Raw genomic sequence first — 18490 nt, forward strand, 5'->3', positions numbered from 1 at the left:
AAACTCCAGGCGGCGGTCTTTCGACCACCGCCCGGCATGGACAAGTCACGCGAACTCAGAGCGTCCGGGTCACCATCTCGACGCGGAAGCACTCGATGACGTCGCCGACGCGCATGTCCTCGTAGTTCTGGAAGGCCATGCCGCACTCCTGGCCGCCGGGGACTTCCGAAACCTCGTCCTTGAAGCGCTTCAGCGTCTTCAGCGTGCCTTCGTGGATGACGACGTTGTCGCGGATCAGGCGCACGCCCGCGCCACGCTCGACCTTGCCTTCGGTGACACGGCAGCCGGCGATCTTGCCGACCTTGGTGATGTCGAAGATCTCGAGGATTTCGGCATTGCCGATGAAGGTCTCGCGACGCTCCGGCGACAGCAGGCCCGACAAAGCCGCCTTCACATCATCCACCAGGTTGTAGATGATCGAGTAGTAGCGGATTTCGATGCCCGCGGCGGCTGCCGCGGCACGTGCCTGTGCGTTGGCACGGACGTTGAAGCCAATGATTGCCGCACCAGACGTTTCCGCCAGCGAGACGTCGCTTTCGGTGATGGCGCCGGCGCCGGCATGGACGATGCGCGCACGCACCTCGTCGGTGCCGAGCTTGTCCAACGCGGCGTTGATCGCCTCGATCGAACCCTGCACGTCACCCTTGATGACCAGCGGGAATTCCTTCAACCCGCTCGTCTGCAACTGCGACATCATCTGTTCTAGCGAGCCACGCTGGCCGGCATGCTTGGCCACTGCCTTCTCGCGCGCCAGACGCTGGCGATACTCGGTGATCTCGCGGGCGCGGGCCTCATTGTTGACCACGGCGAAGCGGTCGCCGGCCTGTGGTGTGCCTTGAAGGCCGAGCACCTCGACCGGCATCGCCGGCGGCGCTTCCTTGATCTGCTCGCCGCGATCGTTGACCAGAGCGCGTACGCGGCCCCATTCGTTGCCGGCGACGAGGATGTCGCCCGGCATCAAGGTGCCGGTCTGCACCAGCACGGTGGCGACGGGGCCACGGCCCTTGTCGAGTTGCGCTTCGATGACGACACCCTCGGCGGTACGGTCCGGATTGGCCTTCAGGTCGAGGATTTCGGCCTGCAGCAGGATCGCCTCGAGCAGCTTGTCGAGATTGATGCCCTTGGTCGCCGACACTTCGACGTCAAGCACTTCACCGCCCATCGATTCGACGAAGACCTCATGGCGCAGCAGTTCGGAGCGCACCTTCTGCGGATCGGCGTCATGCTTGTCGATCTTGTTGATGGCCACGATGATCGGAACGCCGGCCGCCTTGGCGTGGCTGATCGATTCGATCGTCTGCGGCATGACGCTGTCGTCGGCCGCCACCACCAGGATAGCGATGTCGGTGGCCTGGGCGCCGCGGGCACGCATCGCCGTGAAGGCGGCGTGGCCGGGCGTGTCGATGAAGGTGATCTTCTGACCGTTCTTCTCGACCTGATAGGCGCCGATATGCTGGGTGATGCCGCCGGCCTCGCCGGAGACGACATTGGCGTTGCGGATGGCATCGAGCAGCGAGGTCTTGCCGTGGTCGACGTGGCCCATGATGGTCACGACCGGCGGACGCGGCACCAGATCCTCGGCGTTGTCGGCGATGTTGAACAGGCCTTCCTCGATGTCGGATTCGGCGACGCGGCGGACCGTGTGGCCGAATTCGGTGGCGACCAGCTCGGCCGTATCGGCGTCGATGACGTCGCCCGGCTTCAGGATCTGGCCCTGCTTCATGAAGAACTTGACCACATCGACCGCACGTTCGGACATGCGCTGCGCCAGTTCCTGGATGGTGATGGTCTCGGGCAGGATCACTTCGCGCATGACTTTCTCGCGCGGCTCATTGTGCATCGCGCGCTTGAACTTCTCCTGACGGCGGCGCATCGACGACAGCGAACGGGCTCGCGCATCCTCGTCGGAAAGCGCGGAATTCAGCGTCAGCTTGCCACGGCGACGATCTTCCTCGCCCTTGGTCGGCTTGGCCGGACGCGCCACTTCGGGCGTGACCAGGCGACGCACCGGCGCGCCGGCGCCAGCCCGCTTCGGCTTGACCTCTTCCTCTTCGTCCGCCGTTGCCAGTTCCGCGGCCAGCGGCGCGCGGCGGCGTGCTTCTTCCTCGGCACGGCGGCGCGATTCGGCCTCGGCCTGCAGCCGTGCCTCTTCCTCGGCCTGGCGGCGTGCGGATTCCTCGCGCTCGCGCTTGCGGCGCTCTTCGTCCTCGGCCCGGCGCTTGGCTTCCTCGGCGGCGCGCTGACGGTCTTCGACCTCGCGGACCTTGGACCCTTCCAGCGCCCTGCGGCGGGCTTCCATTTCGCTGCGCGACAGTTCGTTCAGCACCATGCCGCTGCGCTCGACCGGAGCCGGCGGGGGAGGCGGAGGCGCAGCCTTCGGCGCTTCCTGCACGACGGGGGCCGCGGCGACCGGCGGCTTCGGCGTGAAGACGGGCGCAGGGGCAGCGGCGGCCGGCTCCGGCTTGTCGCCGGGCAGGGAGAATTTGCGCTTCTTGGTCTCGACCACGACCGACTTGGTACGGCCATGCGAGAAATTCTGGCGCACGGTGCCCTGTTCCATGCCGGGGCGCTTCAGCGTCAAGGTCTTCTTAGGTGTAACACTCAACGTCTTGTCGTCGCCCGATTTCGTATCGCTCATTCCATATCCTCTGCGGCCTCATCTTCGTCAGCAACGGCCGCAAGCATTGCCAGATCGTCCGGGGTACCGCCCCGATACCGGTCGAGCGCAACCATGCGCTTCTGGACCGCCTTACCCGCGTCTCCCGCGAGGACGGCAGCATGTATCACATTTGTACCCCCCAATGCCAAGCTCAACTCGACCTCGGAGAAAAGTTTGTAGGCAAGGATGGAAGGGCCGCCAATATGGACGGTCGCCCGCCGCGCCTGGCTGATCTTGCGCACGCCATCGTCCGATGCTTCGGTCGCGTGGAGCACGAAAAGCGCCAGTCCGCCGCGCACGGCACTCTCGACCTTGGTGGCGCCAAGAGAAATTGCGCCAGCCTTGCGGGCGAGGCCCAACATGCCCAGAGCGGATCTGGAAAGCAGCCCATCGACCATGCCGCCAAGATCCGGCGGCACAACCACCTGTGCCTTGAAGGCGCGGGCAAAAAGGTTCTTGGCCGCCGCCTTCTCAATATGTAGGCGGTCGGCACTCACCCAGCAACCGCGGCCGGGCAGATTTCTCTTGAGATCGGGAACGACGGCCGAATCCGGGCCGACGACGAACCGGATCAGTTCATCCGGTTCGGCCTGCTTGCGGGTAACGATGCAGGTGCGATCGTTCATCTCGTCCAAGGGCGGGTTGTGTGCGATGCGGTTTCACCTCACGCACCAACGGCTTCGTCAGCCGACGCTTCTTCGGCCGCAAGCTCGTCTTCGGAAATCCAGCCGGCCTTGAGACGGGCGTTGAGCACCATCTGTTCGGCATCGGCGCGCGAAACACCGTGATTGGCCAGCACGCCCGGATAGACCTTGGTCTCGCCGTCCTTGCGTTCCTTCCAACCGGTCAGGTCGTCGGCGGCATAGCCAGCGAAATCCTCGATCGTCTTCACGCCATCCTCGCCGAGCGTCACCATCATGGCGGTGGTGATGCCGGGGATTTCGCGCAGTTCGTCCTTGACGCCCAGCGCCTTGCGCTTCTCGTCGTGCTCGGCCTCGATCTTTTCGAGGTACTCGCGGGCGCGGGTCTGGATTTCGGAAGCGGTGTCGTCGTCGAAGCCGTCGATCGAGGCGATTTCGCCAGCGTCGACATAGGCGACTTCCTCGACGCTGGTGAAGCCTTCGGAGGCCAGCACCTGGCCGACCATCTCGTCGACATCGAGGGCTTCCATGAACAGCGCCGAGCGCTCGACGAACTCCTTCTGGCGGCGCTCGGATTCCTCGGCCTCGGTCAGGATGTCGATATCCCAGCCGGTGAGCTGCGAGGCGAGACGCACGTTCTGGCCGCGGCGGCCGATGGCCAGCGACAGCTGATCGTCGGGAACCACAACTTCGATGCGCTCGGCATCCTCGTCGAGCACGACCTTGGCGACTTCCGCCGGCTGCAGCGCGTTGACGATGAAGGAGGCGGCCGAGGGCGACCACGGAATGATGTCGATCTTCTCACCCTGCAATTCGCCGACGACGGCCTGGACGCGGCTGCCGCGCATACCGACGCAGGCGCCGACCGGATCGATCGAACTATCACGCGAGATGACGGCGATCTTGGCGCGCGAGCCCGGGTCGCGGGCGACCGACTTGATCTCGATGATGCCGTCATAGATTTCCGGCACTTCCATGGTGAACAACTTGGCCATGAACTGCGGATGCGTGCGCGACAGGAAGATCTGCGGGCCGCGCTGCTCGCGGCGCACGTCGTAGACATAGGCGCGGACGCGGTCGCCATATTTGTAGTTTTCGCGCGGAATGAGCTCGTCGCGGCGGATGATCGCCTCGCCACGGCCGAGATCGACGATGACATTGCCATATTCTACGCGCTTGACGGTGCCGTTGACGATCTCGCCGATGCGGTCCTTGTATTCGTCATACTGGCGGTCGCGCTCGGCCTCGCGCACCTTCTGCACGATGACCTGCTTGGCCGACTGCGCGGCGATGCGGCCGAAATCCATCGGCGGCAGCTGTTCGGCGATGAAGTCGCCGAGCTGCGCGTCGGGATTGCGCTCGCGAGCCGAGGAAATGGCGATCTGGGTGGCGTAGTCGTCGACCTTTTCGACCACTTCCATCAGTCGCTGCAGCTTCATCTCGCCGGTGTTCGGGTTGATGTCGGCGCGGATGTTGGTCTCCTGGCCATAACGCGAACGCGCCGCCTTCTGGATCGCATCGGCCATGGCGGCGATGACGATCGACTTGTCGATCGACTTTTCACGCGCGACCGCGTCGGCAATCTGCAGCAGTTCAAGTCTATTGGCGCTTACAACCATGTTTTTTCTCCCGAGCCTGTTTGCCGGACTTTTGGGCCCGGCAGCTCAATCAACTTTCCTGTTCGTGTTCTTCCGTGGCGTCCGCTTCCGCACCCTCGGGCGCGTCGTCATCGGGTTCGCCGCGGCGTTTCTTGGCTTCCTTGCGCGCCCTGTTGTCCTTCGACAATGCATCGCGGATGAGATCGTCGGTCAGGATCAGCCGGGTTTCGGCAATGGCGTCGTAAGGCACGCGCACCGTCGGTTCCTCGCCATAGGCCGCCTTGTCGCGCTCGATCAGCACGTCGTTCTCACCGGCCTCGGCGATCTTGCCCTTGAAGCGCTTGCGATCCGCGACGATGACCGATGTTTCCATCTTCACGAGATGACCGGTCCAGGTCACGAAATCCGATTTGCGCACCAACGGCCGGTCGATGCCGGGCGAAGAGACTTCGAGATGATAGGCCTTTTCGATCGGATCATCCACATCGAGCGCCGGCGACACCGCGCGGCTGACCTCTTCGCAATCCTCGACGGTCATGGTGCCGTCCTCGCGTTCGGCCATGATCTGCAGCGTCAGCCCGTTCTGGCCGGACAGATGCACCCGCACGAGGCGAAAGCCGATGCCGCGCAGCACCGGCTGGACGATCAGCGCAATGCGCGCATCGATGCCGCTTTCGCGGATGATGCGGTCGTCACCTTCGCTTGCCGTTGCAGTCATCAAGTACCTGTCGTTTCGAACCTATCGGCAGGTAATAAAAAAGAGCGGGACCGGGTGGACCCACTCTTCGTCATACCGACCAAGAATTTGACGCTGATATAAACGAACATGGCCGGTGTTTCAAGCCCGCCGTGCCGAACCGACAAAAGGGCTGACAGCGTCAGCATTGCTCCAGGCGCATGGCCACCATGCGCCAATCCCCCTGTGAGAGCCGGCGGAGCGCTCTTATTTGTTAGCCACGACACGAACAGACGCGGCGCGCGGTGGCGCGCGAAAGGACAAGATCATGAGCAATCGCAGATTGTTTTCCGCCTTGGGCGATCTCTTCACCGCATTCGGCGGCGCCGTTGCCGCGTCGCGCTCGGTGGAAGCCGGGCGCAAGCCGCGCGCCGACGATTTGCGCAAGCTCGGCATGGATCCGGCCATCTTCAACAGAATCGGCCGTTTCTGAAAATCTGGCGAGGGGCGCGCCTATTTCCTGACAAAGGTCAGATAGGCAGGCCGCCGGCCCTCGCGAACGGCCTTCGCCTCGTAGCGCGTGCCTGGCCAGCCCTCATAGGGGCGATGCCAGTCGGCGGCTTCGGCCGCCTGCCATGCGAAGGCGCCATGCGCCCGGCAATGCAGCAAGGTCCAGTTCACATAGGTGTCGATATCGGACGCGAAGCGGAATTTTGAGCCCGGTTTCAAGACCCGCGCGAAACGCTCGAGATTGACCAGACTGACGAAACGCCGCTTCCAGTGCTTCTTTTTCGGCCATGGATCTGGATAGAGAAGATCGATGCCGTCGAGCGAGGCCGGCGGCAGCCAGTCGAGCAGCCGGGTGGCGTCATCGTCATGGACCCGCAAATTGGCCAGCGGCCTTGCCCGCACCGCCATCATCATCTTGGCCATGCCGTTGACGAAGGGCTCGACACCGATGAACCCTGTTGTCGGCGCCTCGATGGCACGGTGCAGAAGATGTTCGCCGCCGCCAAAGCCGATCTCGAGCCGGACGGCCGAAACATCACTTTCAAACAGAGTGCGCAGATCCGACGGTGCATCAGCCGTCAGATCGAGCCGGTAGGCGCCAAGCCCGCTTTCCAGGGCCGCCGCCTGCTGCGGACGGACGGGCTTGCCGCGCCGACGACCGAAAAAGGCTTCGGTCGTGCGGCTTGGCCTGTCTTGCGGGCTCATCTGGCGGGCTGGGTCTGTCGCAGCGTTCAGGCCGCGACAGCATCCTTGAGCGCCTTGGCGAGATCGGTCTTTTCCCAGGAGAAAGATCCGTCGCGGCCGGCCTTGCGGCCGAAATGGCCGTAGGACGACGTCTTGGCATAGATCGGCTTGTTGAGGTCGAGGTGGCGGCGGATGCCCGACGGCGACAGGTCCATCACCGTGCGCAGCGCATCCTCGAGCTTCGCCTCGTCGACCTTGCCGGTGCCGTGCAGGTCGACATAGACCGACAGAGGCTGGGCGACGCCGATGGCGTAGGAAAGCTGGATGGTACAGCGGTCGGCGAGCTTCGCCGCCACGACATTCTTGGCGAGATAGCGCGCTGCATAGGCTGCCGAACGGTCGACCTTGGTCGTGTCCTTGCCCGAGAAGGCGCCGCCGCCGTGCGGTGCCGCGCCACCATAAGTGTCGACGATGATCTTGCGGCCGGTGAGGCCGGCGTCTCCGTCCGGGCCGCCGATGACGAACTTGCCGGTCGGGTTGATGTACCACATGCAATCGTCGGCGATCTTGAGATCACCAAGCGCCTCGCGGATGTAGGGTTCCACGACCTTGCGGACCTTCTTGGAGTCCCACGTCGCGTCGAGATGCTGAGTCGACAGCACGATCTGCGTTGCCTCGGCGGCCTTGCCGTCGACGTAGCGAACGGTGACCTGGCTCTTGGCGTCCGGGCCGAGCTTGCCGGCCTCGCCGTTGTTTTGGTGGCGGGCGGCGGCCAGCAGTTCGAGGATCTTGTGGCTGTAGTAGATCGGCGCCGGCATCAGGTCCGGCGTCTCGCGGCAGGCATAGCCGAACATGATGCCCTGATCGCCCGCACCTTCCTCGCCCTGGCGGTCGGCGGCGTTGTCGACGCCCTGGCCGATGTCGGGCGACTGGCCGTGCAGGAGAACCTCGATCTTGGCCGTCTTCCAGTGGAAACCGGCCTGCTCGTAGCCGATCTCGCGGATCGCCTTGCGGGCGACGGATTTGAATTTTGCCGGATTCACCACCGGGTGGCCCGCGGCGTCCTTGAGGATGTTGCCAGCCTTGTCCTTCTTCAGCAGCGTCTCGGGGACGCGCACTTCGCCGGCGATGACGACGCGGTTGGTGGTCGCGAGCGTCTCGCAGGCGACACGGACTTTCCATGGGTCCATGCCGGTCTTTTTGGCCTCGCGATAGACCAGATCGACAATCTCGTCGGAGATCCGGTCACAGACTTTGTCGGGATGGCCCTCGGCAACGGATTCCGAGGTAAAGAAATAGTTCTGCCGCGTCACGGGTGTCCCCTCTTGAAAAACGATCGGCAGGCTGCCGATTTTGGCGCGCCACGTGTTAGCGGGGCAAAGCGTCGCTCGTCAAGCGTTGCCGCCATTCTGGCACGACTGTCGATGTCGATATCTTGTGCCACCGGCGGCGAATGCCGCCGGTTCGAGGCGCATCGAGGGTCAGTCGAGATCTTCGGCGGCGAGCGACTTCACCAGGTCGATGATCCTGCGGCGCACCTTGACGTCGGCGATCTTGACGAAGGCCCGGTTGAGCTGAAGGCCTTCGGGACTGCCGCAGAATTCGACGGCGAAAGCCATCGACGCATCCTCGGAAAAGCCGCGGCCGGCCGCCGCCTCCTGGCCCGGCGCATCCTCGAAGAAGAAAGCGACGGGCACGCCGAGTATCGAGGCTATCGCCTGCAGCCGGCTGGCGCCGACGCGGTTGGTGCCCTTTTCATATTTCTGGATCTGTTGAAATGTGATGCCGAGATTTTCGCCCAGCTTTTCCTGGCTCATTCCGAGCATGTTGCGGCGAAGCCGGATGCGGCTTCCAACGTGAATATCTATGGGATTGGGTTTCTTCTTGTTTTCTTCTGTCATTTTTTCCTCGCCGAATTTTTTCGGCTTTGTGATTTTTTCCCGCCCAAAAAAAAGCCGGAGGCGACTGCCCCAACAGACCGATCCACCGACTTCGAGAAATTTTCAGGCGATACAGTATGAGTTTCTAATGTGTCGACTGTCAATTCACCCGTAGCCTTTGCCTTACGCTCAACAGCGCTCCCCCGAGCGCAAACAGCAACATGATCAGCATTCCGTTAATGCGCCTCTGGCCCGAGGAAATGACCGTCTGTCCGGCAATCGGCACCTTCACATCGATGGCTCCGCGCGCGTCGATGCCCAGTGCATCGACGATGCGTCCGTGTGGATCGACGACGGCTGAGATGCCGTTGTTGGCAGCACGCAGCAAGGGCAATCCGTTCTCCACCGCGCGAATCTGGGCCTGCCTGAAATGCTGATACGGTCCCGGTGTGTCCCCGAACCAGGCATCATTGGTAACGTTCACAATAAGCTGCGCTGACGCAGCGTCAACTGCCACAAGATCGGGAAAGATCACCTCGTAACAGATAAAAGGCAGGGCACGGATGCCGCCCGGCAGTGTGATGGCGTGGCGCTCGTTGCCGGCGGCGAACGTCACCGGTCCGGCGACAAGCTGCGCGATGCCGAAACGGTTGAGCAGGTCGGCGAAAGGCAGGTACTCGCCGAACGGCACCAGATGAACCTTGTCGACGGCATCGACGATTTCGCCTCTGTCGTTGATCGCCACCACGGAATTGTAATAGCGGCTGTCGGTGCCGGCCGCCGAGCCGCCTTCCTCGCGAACGATGCCGGCGATCAGCATCTGGCCATCGGCCAGCATGTCGCCCAGCGCCGTCAACGCGTCGGGGCGCTCGGTGAAGAGGAACGGCACCGAGGTTTCCGGCCAAAGAATGAGTTGTGGCTTGCCGTGACCGGGGTCCGGCGCCTTGGCGGACAGGCCGAGCAAGGTGGCGAAGATACGGTCGCGCACCGAGGCATCCCATTTTTCACTGAGGTCGACGGAAGGCTGGACAATGCGGACATCGAGGCTGCGCTCCGCCGGTTTTTCAGGAGCGGCAAGCCTGATATAGCCGAAACCGACATGGGCCGATGCAAGCAGGACGAACAGCGCCGCACCCAGGCGCAGATGCCGGCGCGCCGCCAGCAGCGCCGGCAATGAAAAGAGGAACACGGCAAGCACGTTCATGCCGATCATGCCGGTCACCGACACGCTCTGCATGAGGAGAGGCACCGGCATTGCCGCGTAGCCTATGGCATTCCAGGGGAAACCGCTGAACAGGAAGCCGCGCAGCCACTCCATCAGCCCGAAGCCGAAGGCGAGGGCGGCGATGCGGCCGATATCGCTGCTCCACAAAAGCCGGGCGACCATCGTCGCGAAGCCGTAGAAAAAGGCGAGCGCGAAGGGAATGCCGACCACGGCGAAGGGAAGCGCCCAGGCAAACTCGTCTGCCTCGACCAGCAACGCCGAGCCGATCCACCAGAGGCCGGCGAGGAAATAGCCGAAGCCGAACCACCAGCCAACAGCGAAGGCCGGCCGCAGGCGTCTGAAAAGGCTGCCTGAAGCTTCGCCGGTCGCACCGTCGAGCAGCCAGACCAGCAACGGAAACGAGATGAAGCAGGCGGCGAAGAAATCGTAGGGCGCCTGGCCAAGCACCGCCAGCGCCCCGGCAAGAAAGGCCACGAGCGCACGCTGCCAACCCCAAAGCAGAATTATCCGGCCGGTCAGGCGCTCCATGCATACTTCCGAGTCGCGCGAATCAGGACGCAAGATTTATCAGGCCGCGGCCTGCGCTCCAAACGCCTGCCTGTCAGCCGCAATGATCCGATCACGCTCTGGAGGGCGTTGCGTTGAAACGGATTCATGCGACGCGCTTCAGGTCCCTGTTTTATGCATGTCGTTCTTCCAAAACCGAGGTCACTTTTGGGCGACATGCATTACCGGTGCCAGCCGTCGATGCGCAGGCCGCTCAGCCGCTCGGCCTCTTCGCGGGATACGCAACGGATGGGCTGGGTGAAGGTCCAGACATGGCCCTCGGGATCGCGAGCCCGATACTGGCGTTCGCCGTAGAACTGGTCCGTCGGCTCCTGGATTATGTCGGCGCCGGCCGCCCGCGCCTGCTCGCAATGCGCATCCAGGCCATCCCTGAGCCTGACATAGACCGACTGCGTGTTCTTGCCCGAGACCGAAGCCGGGCTCGCGACATAGTCGCTCCATTCGGAATCGACGATGATATAGGAGTCGCCGAACCGCATCTCGGCGTGGACGAGGTTGCCGTCGGCATCGCTCACCACCATGCTGCGCTCGAAGCTGAAAGCCGCTTCGAGCCACGCCAGCGCTGCGCGCGGATCTCTGTAGAAGACACCGGAACCCAGACTTGAATGCTTGAACGGGTCGTCCGCCGTCATCTGCAGCGGAAACTCAGGCCTGTTCGGTGCGGGCCGTGGCGCGGCGACGGCGCTCGCCCTTCTGGCTTTGCACGATGCGCACGCGCTTGACGCGGCGCGGATCGGCATCGAGGACATGGAACTCGAAGCCCGGAATGGCCTGCACCACCTCGCCGCGCGCCGGCACGCGGCCGAGCGTGTTGAAGATCATGCCGCCGATGGTGTCGACGTATTCGCCATGTTCGCCGGCGGCGAAATCCTCGCCGATCATCTTGGCGACCTCGTCGATCTCGGCCTTGCCGTCGACGATGAAGACGCCGTCGCCGGCCTGGGTGATCATTGGCTCGTCGTCGTCATGCTCGTCCTCGATGTCGCCGACGACCATTTCGACAATGTCCTCGAGCGAGACAAGCCCGTCCGTGCCGCCATACTCATCGATGACCAGCGCCATCTGCGTGCGCGTTGTCTGCATCCGACCCATCAGGTCGGAAGCAAGCATCGAGGGCGGCACGAACAGGACCTGGCGGATCAGATTGAGCTCGCCGATGGTGCGCGCGAGGTCGACCTGGGCAAGATCGAGCTGCGTGGCGACGGGCGTCTTCCTGGTCGTGCGCCCCTTCTTGACGCGCGCGAGCTTGGTGATGTGGGCCAGCACGTCGCGGATATGGACCATGCCGCGCGGATCATCGAGCGTCTCGGAATAGACCGGCATGCGGGAATGGCCGGATTGTTCGAAGGTGCCCAGGAGATCGCCGAGCGTCGTGGTGATCTCGACCGCCTCGATATCGGCGCGCGGTAACATGACATCCTCGACGCGCACTTCGCGCAGCCGCAGGATGTTGTTGAGCATGGCGCGCTCGCCAGGCGAGAAGGCGCCGGCATCGCTCGCCGTCTCGGCCAGAGCGCCGGCGATTTCCTCGCGCAGGCTGGTGCCGTTGCGCTGCCTGAACAGGCCCAAAACACGATCGAACAGGGAGGGTCCGGCAAGCGAAGGCTCGCTGGCTGCGCTGCCGGCGCTGGCAGCACCAGAGGTAACGGTACTCGGACTTGATCCCTCTTCCGACGTATCGGAAGCCTTGGGCGCACTGCCGGCGTCGGGGCGGGCGGCAGTCTCTGGTTTGTCGTTCATCGTCGTCCGGTCAATTGTCAGATGTAGTTACGCGTAGGGATCGGGAATGGCAAGCCTTGCGAGCGCTGCGCGTTCGATGGCCTCCATCTCCTCCGCCTCTGCGTCGGTCTCGTGATCATGGCCCAGCAAATGCAGCAGGCCGTGGATGACGAGATGGGTGATATGGTTCTGCACTGGCTTGTCTTCCAGTGCCGCCTCGCGAGAAACCGTCTCGGCGGCGAGCACGATATCGCCCAGCATCGGCGGCAGTGGGCCGCCTTGTACAAACGGAAAAGCCGGGAAAGACAAGACGTTGGTGGGCTTGTCCTTACCCCGCCATTCGGCATTGAGCGTACGGATATGGGCGTCGTCGGAAAAAACGACGCTAAGTTCGGAACGGCCCGTCACGCCGGTCTCGGAGAAAGCAGCGCCAACCGCACGATCGACTAGCCGTGTCAGGCTTGCCTCATCGGGCCAATCACCCGCTTCGACCGATATATCGATGTCGACGGGGGGCTCCCCGTCGCCGGATAAATTGTCCTCAGGCATGAAGCGGCATCGTCAAAAATCAATTCTCGGCGCCGAGGCCGCGCGCCAGCTTGGCGTCGCGGTCATAGGCCCTGACGATTTCCGCCACCAGCGGATGGCGAACGACGTCGACATCGTTGAAACGCACGGTGACCGCGCCGGCCACGCCGTCGAGGACACGCAACGCTTCGACCAAGCCCGATTTCGTGCTCGGGGGAAGGTCGATCTGGGTGGGATCGCCGGTGACGATCATGCGCGAATTCTCGCCGAGGCGGGTCAGGAACATCTTCATCTGCATCGGCGTGGTGTTCTGCGCCTCGTCGAGGATGACCGCGGCATGCGCCAGCGTGCGGCCGCGCATGAAGGCGAGCGGCGCGATTTCAATGACTTCGGCGGCAATGGCGCGCTCGACCTTGTCGGCCGGCATCATGTCGTAGAGGGCATCGTAGAGCGGCCGCAGATAGGGATCGACCTTCTCCTTCATGTCGCCGGGCAGGAAGCCCAGCCGCTCGCCGGCCTCGACGGCCGGCCGCGACAGGATGATGCGCTCGACCATGCCGCGCTCGAGCAGCATCGCCGCATGCGCTACCGCCAGATAGGTCTTGCCGGTGCCCGCCGGACCGATGCCGAACACCAGTTCCGACCGCTCCAGTGCCCGCATATAGGCGTCCTGGTTCAGTGAACGGGCATAGATGGTCTTCTTGCGGGTGGAGATCTGGGCAGCGGAGACCTTGCCCTTGCGCTCCAGCGTCGGCAGGGTCAGTTGATCGTCGGCTGCGACCGCCATGCGCACGGCGCCGTCAACGTCGGACTGGCCGATATCGACGCCCTTCTGTAGAATGCCATAGAGATTGTCCAAGGCACGGCGCGCCTGTTCAGCGGCCGAAGCCGACCCCTTGATGGTCAGTTGGTTGCCGCGCGAGCGGATGTCGACGCCGAGCTTCTGCTCGAGCCGGGCGAGGTTCTCGTCGAACTGACCGTAAAGGGCGCTGGCAAGCTTGTTGTTGTCGAAAGTCAGAACGATGTGCGCCATGTCAGAAGCCCCAGATGCCGGTACCGGGGGCAGGTTCTTCAGCTCTGCTGCGCTCAACCGTCTCTCCTCATCTGCCGAGACCATCAGGCCAATTCGGCGAACAGGCTATTGTAGCCCGTCTTCGTGATTCGCACCTGGATAATGTCACCGATTTCGCCGGCCTTTTCATCAACAATAACCGGCTGCAGCCAAGGTGAGCGGCCGACCTTCTGGCCGGCCTGCCGGCCGGGCTTCTCGATCAGCGTGTCGATGGTGCTGCCGACCAGGCTGGAGCCGAAGTCCTGCTGCTGCTTCAACAGCAGCGCCTGCAGCCGCTGCAAGCGCTCGTCCTTGACTGTTTCGGGCACATGATCGGCCATTTCGGCGCCCGGCGTGCCGGGGCGCGGCGAATATTTGAATGAAAAGGCCGAGGCGTAATTCACCTGGCGCACCAGGTCCATCGTCGCCTCGAAATCGGCCTCCGTCTCGCCGGGGAAGCCGACGATGAAGTCACCGGACAAAGCGATATCGGGACGCGCGGCATGGATGCGATCGAGCAGCGCCAGATAATCCCCGGCCGTATGCTTGCGGTTCATCGTCTTGAGGATGCGGTCGGACCCCGATTGCACCGGCAGATGCAGATAAGGCATCAGCGATGGCAGGTCGCGGTGGGCTGATATGAGCTCGTCATCCATGTCGCGCGGATGGCTCGTGGTGTAGCGCAGCCGCGCCAGTCCGGGAATTTCAGCCAGCCGGAACAGCAGCCGGCCAAGGCCCCATTCCTCGCCGTTCGCGCCCTGGCCGTGCCAGGCATTGACGTTCTGGCCGAGCAGCGTCACCTCGCGCACGCCGGCTTCGGCCAGGCGTTCGGCCTCGGCGACGATCTGCGCCACCGGCCGCGACACTTCCGAGCCCCTTGTATAGGGCACCACGCAGAAGGTGCAGAACTTGTCACAGCCTTCCTGCACGGTAAGGAAGGCGGTGACGCCGCGCTTGATGACCTCGGCGCGCTTGGGCTGCGGCAGATGGTCGAACTTGTCTTCGATGGCGTAGTCGGTCTCGACGATCTTCTCGCCGCCGCGCACCCGCGCCAGCACGTCGGGCAGACGGTGATAGGTCTGCGGCCCGATGACAAGGTCGACGGCCGGCGAGCGCCTGATGATCTCGGCACCCTCGGCCTGCGCCACGCAGCCGGCGACGCCGATCAGCATTTCGCGGCCGGCAATGGCGCGCTCCGCCTTCATGTCGCGGATGCGGCCGAGCTCGGAATAGACCTTCTCCGCCGCTTTCTCCCTGATATGGCAGGTATTGAGCAGCACCAGGTCGGCTTCGTCGATGGCATCGGTCGCGGTGTAGCCGTCGGCGGCCAGCGCATCGCCCATGCGCTGTGAATCATAGACGTTCATCTGGCAGCCATAGGTCTTGATGAAGACCTTCTTCGCTGCCGTGGCGCGCACTGCCGGCTGTCCGGCCACGCTGCCGATGTCGTCGCTTTCAATCGTGTTCAAGTTCATCCGGCGGCTTCTAACGCCTTTCCGTGACAAAAAACAGACGATTCTCGGTGTGCACGCGCAGGCGCAGGGTTCGGGCTAGCGGCTCGGGCGCGGATCGGCGAGTGCCGCCCGCATCATCTCGCGCACCTGGCTTTCCATCAGCCTGGCCGTTTCCTTGCGGTTCGAGCCCTTGGCAAAGGCGATCGGCTCGCCGAAATGCACTTCGACGTCGAGCGCGCCCTCCGCCATCAGCACCTTGAGATGCGGCATCAGATCCTCGTCGCCGATCCAGGCCGAGATCGGCCGATGGCGGCGGCCGAGCGGCACGCCGTGCAGGCGCGTATAGGCGATCGCCACCGGCTGGATGAACACCTGCTCGGCCGCGCCCTCCGAAAGCGCCATCGAGGCCGCACCGAACAGCGTGCTCTTGAACGGCAGGACGGCATTGCCGTCGCCGGTCGATCCCTCGGCGAACAGCACCATGGCGTCGCCCTTGGCCATGCGACTGGCGATCTCGCTTGCCTGGTCGCCGGAAGAGCGCTTGCGTTCGCGCTCGATGAAGACAGTGCGCTGCAGTTTCGACAGCATGCCGATCAGCGGCCAGCCTTCCATATCGGCCCTGGCGATGAACTTCACATCGGCAACGGACCCAAGCACCATGATGTCGGTCCAGGAGATGTGGTTCGAGGCCACCAGCAAGGGGCGCTTGTCGGACAGCGTTCCCTTGACATGGACGCGCATGCCGAGCGCCCTGAGGATCAGCCTGTGCCAGATCTTGAGAATGACGGTTTCCGGCCACCAGCCGGTCTTCATCGACAGTATCTGCAACGGCACCAGCACCAGCGAACCGGCGACGACAAGGCCCAGGGCCAGGAAAATCCTGATTTTTCCGATCATGCTGTCCTGCGCCCACCCGATCTCTGGCTAGCGAAGATCGCGGCGCATGACAAGCGCGCCGGTCGGCCCGCGATCGGGCGACTTGTAGTAGTCCGGGCGCTTGCCGACTTCGCGGAAGCCCAAGCGACGGTAGAGGGCAATGGCGGCGACATTGGTCTCGTCGACCTCGAGGAACAGCGCTTCGGCGCGCTGCGCGTGCAGTTCGCGCAGCACCGCATCCATCAACTGCCAGCCCAGTCCCTGGCGGCGGTGCGATCGCGCCACCGCGACCGTCAGGATCTCGCCCTCGCCGGCGGCCAGACGGGCCAGCACGAAGCCGACGGGCGGCTTGGCGCCCTGCCCGGTCTCGCGTGCGGCGTAACCGAACACGGTGTCCTGCTCGAGCAGGGCGGCGAACTCGCCATCTGTCCACGGACGGACAAAGTCCTCGCGATGCAGCACCGAGACCGCAGGGCTGTCGGCGATCCTGAGCGGCTCGAGAGCATAGTCCCGGCGACGTGGCTGGAGAAAAGGTATGCGCATTAATTTTGTTGCCTCGAAAGAATAAATCCGGCTTGCGGCTTTGCATCCGCGCCGCGCAGGTAAAGTGGTTTCGGCCTTTCGCCCTCGCCTTTGCCGGCGGCCAGACGGGCGTAGGTGAGAATATCAGCGGTCGCCGTCCGAGGCCCGATATCGGAACGCCGGCCCACCGATTCGGCGATCTGCACTGCCGCAGTTCCGGCAAGCGCCGCGGAGGTCTGCCTCGCCAAGGCATTGACTTCCGGCAGCGTGGTCACTGCTGGACCGTAAGTCAAAACTAACGCTTTGTCGTACAGTGCTGCATGGATCTCCTCGCGCCCGGCATCGAGTGCCGCCAGCACGGCGCGGCCGGGAAATGCCACTGCGGCCTCGGCGGCCAGCGCTTCGAGCGTCGTCACGCCGATCGCCGGGATTTTCAGCGCCAGCGCCAGGCCACGCGCCGTGGAGACACCGACACGCAGACCGGTGAAGGAGCCGGGGCCGACGGAAACGGCAATGGCGCCAAGGCCGGGATAGTCGGTTGCGGCGGCGTTCAGCGCCTCGGCGATGACGGCCATCAGGTGCTCGGCATGACCCTTGCCGAGATCGAGTACCGCGCGGCCAAGCTCCCGCCCGGCCGCCGCGTCGTAGACGCTGGCGGCGCAGAGGCTGGCGGCACAGTCGATGGCAAGCACTTTCATGAAACGACCGGTTTCGAGAAACACTTCCCTGTGCCCGCCAGGGCGCGCCACCGCAAGCATAATTTGTTAAACGGCTTCGGTTCCGCCAGCGCGCTGTCAGACCTGTTCGATGCGCAGCATGTGGTTGTCCCAGACATAGTCCGGCTCTGACCGCGTCGCGCCGCTGCCCTCGATAATCTCGCCGGCGCCGGTAGTGGCCATGAAGCCCGATCCGTCCGGCGCCAGGCCACAGACCTCGACCAGAGTGCTGGACGAGACCACCCGGCCGCTGGCCACGTCAATCACGACAAGCGAATTGCCTTCCGGCGACGAGACGGCGACGGTGCCGGCGGTCGCGTTGGCGGCGACCGAGCCGATATAATTGCGGAAGCCGGACAGCACGTCCTGCGGCATGTCGAGAAGCTGCAACTCCTTGCCGCGCACGGCGCGGCCGACCAGAAGCGGACGATCCGTGCCCGGCCCCCGGTACTGGCAGCCAAACCAGACGGTGCCGGACGGGTCTGTATCCATGTGGCGGATCGACAGCTGGTGCAGGGAAGCCGGCAATTCATGCCTTTCGACCAGGTCGCCGGTGACGCGGTCGATGAGAACGTAGGACGGCTTCATGGTGGCGATGTTGAGCTCGGCACGGCCATAATCGGGATGGGTCTCGATGCCGCCATTGGCGACCGCGATCGTCCTGCCGTCGCCCATGAGCAAGAGTTCGTGCGGGCCTACGCCATAGGTCGGGAATTCACCGATGCGGCTGAATTTCGCCCGAGCATCATAGACGCCGACGACGCCGGCCGCATTGTCGAAATCGTTCTCGGTGGCATAGAGCAGCGCGCCGTCGGGCGAGAACACGCCATGGCCGAAGAAATGCCGGCCGGCGATGCTGGCGATGGTCTGCGGGGAAGCGCGCCCGGTGTGGTCGAACACCACGGCGAAGGTGCCGGGCTGGCGGGCGAAGACCACCGAACGCTTCGACAAGGGATCGAAGGTGACGTCATGGCCGCGATCGGGCAGGTCGATCGCATGCAGCACCTTGCCGGCCTCGGACAGCACAGCAGCGCCAAAACCGCCGTCGCGCTTGACGAAAGCGGTCGCGAAGACGGCGTCGGCAGCAAGCGCCTTCGCCCAGGCCGACGGCGCCATCGCGGCAGCGAAGCCGACACCCGCGGCCCTCAGGAAATCCCGGCGATCGATGAGCGGCGTGCGCATGC

18 protein-coding genes are annotated in these 18490 nt (G+C 64.0%); 1 reads left to right on the forward strand and 17 read right to left on the reverse strand.

Annotated features, from left to right (window positions below; genetic code table 11):
* Positions 1-55: 55 nt before the first annotated feature.
* From infB to rimP, 4 genes are read right to left on the reverse strand one after another with little or no spacing between them, the layout of a single operon-like run.
* Complete coding sequence (gene infB / locus FJ546_RS04090; RefSeq protein ID WP_140888192.1) at positions 56-2638, reverse strand: translation initiation factor IF-2; 2583 nt, start codon at positions 2636-2638, stop codon at positions 56-58.
* Positions 2635-3285, reverse strand: coding sequence for an RNA-binding protein (locus FJ546_RS04095; RefSeq protein ID WP_140888504.1), 651 nt, complete (start codon positions 3283-3285; stop codon positions 2635-2637). Before FJ546_RS04095 ends, infB begins: the two co-directional genes overlap by 4 nt.
* Before the next feature lie 38 nt (positions 3286-3323).
* Entirely contained in the window at positions 3324-4919 is a 1596-nt protein-coding gene (nusA, locus tag FJ546_RS04100; protein WP_010913320.1) for a transcription termination factor NusA, read from the reverse strand.
* Between the two features lie 49 nt (positions 4920-4968).
* Positions 4969-5616, reverse strand: coding sequence for a ribosome maturation factor RimP (rimP, locus tag FJ546_RS04105; protein WP_095771823.1), 648 nt, complete (start codon positions 5614-5616; stop codon positions 4969-4971).
* A 286-nt stretch (positions 5617-5902) separates the two neighbouring features.
* Here rimP and FJ546_RS04110 point away from each other — a divergent pair, with 286 nt between their 5' ends.
* Positions 5903-6067: a hypothetical protein gene (locus FJ546_RS04110; RefSeq protein WP_010913318.1), complete on the forward strand. Its 165-nt coding sequence runs from the start codon at positions 5903-5905 to the stop codon at positions 6065-6067.
* A gap of 20 nt (positions 6068-6087) precedes the next feature.
* Here the strand turns inward: FJ546_RS04110 and FJ546_RS04115 are convergent, their stop codons facing one another.
* The 13 genes from FJ546_RS04115 to FJ546_RS04175 all read right to left on the reverse strand — a co-directional run bounded on the left by FJ546_RS04115 (position 6088) and on the right by FJ546_RS04175 (position 18488).
* The gene (locus FJ546_RS04115) at positions 6088-6789 is read right to left on the reverse strand and encodes a tRNA (guanosine(46)-N(7))-methyltransferase TrmB (protein ID WP_140888193.1); all 702 of its coding nucleotides are present in this window, start codon (positions 6787-6789) and stop codon (positions 6088-6090) included.
* Positions 6790-6815: 26 nt separating this feature from the next.
* Entirely contained in the window at positions 6816-8081 is a 1266-nt protein-coding gene (gene metK / locus FJ546_RS04120; protein WP_010913316.1) for a methionine adenosyltransferase, read from the reverse strand.
* Positions 8082-8249: 168 nt separating this feature from the next.
* Complete coding sequence (locus FJ546_RS04125) at positions 8250-8669, reverse strand: helix-turn-helix transcriptional regulator (protein WP_095771968.1); 420 nt, start codon at positions 8667-8669, stop codon at positions 8250-8252.
* Positions 8670-8808: 139 nt separating this feature from the next.
* Positions 8809-10401 carry an apolipoprotein N-acyltransferase gene (gene lnt / locus FJ546_RS04130; protein ID WP_140888194.1) on the reverse strand — a complete coding sequence of 531 codons (1593 nt, stop codon included), beginning with the start codon at positions 10399-10401 and terminating at the stop codon, positions 8809-8811.
* Between the two features lie 200 nt (positions 10402-10601).
* Entirely contained in the window at positions 10602-11072 is a 471-nt protein-coding gene (locus tag FJ546_RS04135; RefSeq protein WP_140888195.1) for a VOC family protein, read from the reverse strand.
* A 13-nt stretch (positions 11073-11085) separates the two neighbouring features.
* The gene (locus FJ546_RS04140) at positions 11086-12180 is read right to left on the reverse strand and encodes a hemolysin family protein (protein WP_140888196.1); all 1095 of its coding nucleotides are present in this window, start codon (positions 12178-12180) and stop codon (positions 11086-11088) included.
* Between the two features lie 27 nt (positions 12181-12207).
* Positions 12208-12708 (reverse strand): rRNA maturation RNase YbeY, encoded by a 501-nt coding sequence (gene ybeY / locus FJ546_RS04145; RefSeq protein WP_140888197.1) that lies wholly within the window; start codon positions 12706-12708, stop codon positions 12208-12210.
* Between the two features lie 19 nt (positions 12709-12727).
* Entirely contained in the window at positions 12728-13720 is a 993-nt protein-coding gene (locus FJ546_RS04150) for a PhoH family protein (RefSeq protein ID WP_245318074.1), read from the reverse strand.
* Between the two features lie 83 nt (positions 13721-13803).
* Positions 13804-15213, reverse strand: a complete 1410-nt coding sequence (miaB, locus tag FJ546_RS04155) for a tRNA (N6-isopentenyl adenosine(37)-C2)-methylthiotransferase MiaB (protein ID WP_140888198.1) — start codon at positions 15211-15213, stop codon at positions 13804-13806.
* A 75-nt stretch (positions 15214-15288) separates the two neighbouring features.
* Positions 15289-16089 carry a 1-acyl-sn-glycerol-3-phosphate acyltransferase gene (locus FJ546_RS04160; RefSeq protein WP_140888199.1) on the reverse strand — a complete coding sequence of 267 codons (801 nt, stop codon included), beginning with the start codon at positions 16087-16089 and terminating at the stop codon, positions 15289-15291.
* 27 nt (positions 16090-16116) lie between these two features.
* A complete protein-coding gene (gene rimI / locus FJ546_RS04165; protein ID WP_140888200.1) occupies positions 16117-16611 on the reverse strand; it encodes a ribosomal protein S18-alanine N-acetyltransferase in 495 nt (164 codons plus the stop codon).
* Positions 16611-17288, reverse strand: a complete 678-nt coding sequence (gene tsaB, locus FJ546_RS04170; RefSeq protein WP_140888201.1) for a tRNA (adenosine(37)-N6)-threonylcarbamoyltransferase complex dimerization subunit type 1 TsaB — start codon at positions 17286-17288, stop codon at positions 16611-16613. The genes rimI and tsaB overlap by 1 nt, the downstream gene beginning before the upstream one ends.
* 96 nt (positions 17289-17384) lie before the next feature.
* Complete coding sequence (locus FJ546_RS04175; RefSeq protein ID WP_140888202.1) at positions 17385-18488, reverse strand: DUF1513 domain-containing protein; 1104 nt, start codon at positions 18486-18488, stop codon at positions 17385-17387.
* Positions 18489-18490 lie beyond the last annotated feature (2 nt).

Origin of the sequence: Mesorhizobium sp. B2-4-19 (genome assembly GCF_006441315.1) — a bacterium.
Taxonomy (GTDB): Bacteria; Pseudomonadota; Alphaproteobacteria; order Rhizobiales; family Rhizobiaceae; genus Mesorhizobium.

Bases quoted from the DNA above. Each gene is read 5' to 3' on its own strand.
- FJ546_RS04095 (WP_140888504.1), bottom strand. From the start codon at position 3,285: ATGAACGATCGCACCTGCATCGTTACCCGCAAGCAGGCCGAACCGGAT.
- FJ546_RS04110 (WP_010913318.1), top strand. From the start codon at position 5,903: ATGAGCAATCGCAGATTGTTTTCCGCCTTGGGCGATCTCTTCACCGCA.
- FJ546_RS04175 (WP_140888202.1), bottom strand. From the start codon at position 18,488: ATGCGCACGCCGCTCATCGATCGCCGGGATTTCCTGAGGGCCGCGGGT.
- rimI (WP_140888200.1), bottom strand. From the start codon at position 16,611: ATGCGCATACCTTTTCTCCAGCCACGTCGCCGGGACTATGCTCTCGAG.
- FJ546_RS04140 (WP_140888196.1), bottom strand. From the start codon at position 12,180: ATGAACGACAAACCAGAGACTGCCGCCCGCCCCGACGCCGGCAGTGCG.
- ybeY (WP_140888197.1), bottom strand. From the start codon at position 12,708: ATGCCTGAGGACAATTTATCCGGCGACGGGGAGCCCCCCGTCGACATC.
- nusA (WP_010913320.1), bottom strand. From the start codon at position 4,919: ATGGTTGTAAGCGCCAATAGACTTGAACTGCTGCAGATTGCCGACGCG.
- FJ546_RS04115 (WP_140888193.1), bottom strand. From the start codon at position 6,789: ATGAGCCCGCAAGACAGGCCAAGCCGCACGACCGAAGCCTTTTTCGGT.
- miaB (WP_140888198.1), bottom strand. From the start codon at position 15,213: ATGAACTTGAACACGATTGAAAGCGACGACATCGGCAGCGTGGCCGGA.
- FJ546_RS04125 (WP_095771968.1), bottom strand. From the start codon at position 8,669: ATGACAGAAGAAAACAAGAAGAAACCCAATCCCATAGATATTCACGTT.
- tsaB (WP_140888201.1), bottom strand. From the start codon at position 17,288: ATGAAAGTGCTTGCCATCGACTGTGCCGCCAGCCTCTGCGCCGCCAGC.
- FJ546_RS04160 (WP_140888199.1), bottom strand. From the start codon at position 16,089: ATGATCGGAAAAATCAGGATTTTCCTGGCCCTGGGCCTTGTCGTCGCC.
- infB (WP_140888192.1), bottom strand. From the start codon at position 2,638: ATGAGCGATACGAAATCGGGCGACGACAAGACGTTGAGTGTTACACCT.
- rimP (WP_095771823.1), bottom strand. From the start codon at position 5,616: ATGACTGCAACGGCAAGCGAAGGTGACGACCGCATCATCCGCGAAAGC.
- lnt (WP_140888194.1), bottom strand. From the start codon at position 10,401: ATGGAGCGCCTGACCGGCCGGATAATTCTGCTTTGGGGTTGGCAGCGT.
- FJ546_RS04150 (WP_245318074.1), bottom strand. From the start codon at position 13,720: ATGGCGCACATCGTTCTGACTTTCGACAACAACAAGCTTGCCAGCGCC.
- FJ546_RS04135 (WP_140888195.1), bottom strand. From the start codon at position 11,072: ATGACGGCGGACGACCCGTTCAAGCATTCAAGTCTGGGTTCCGGTGTC.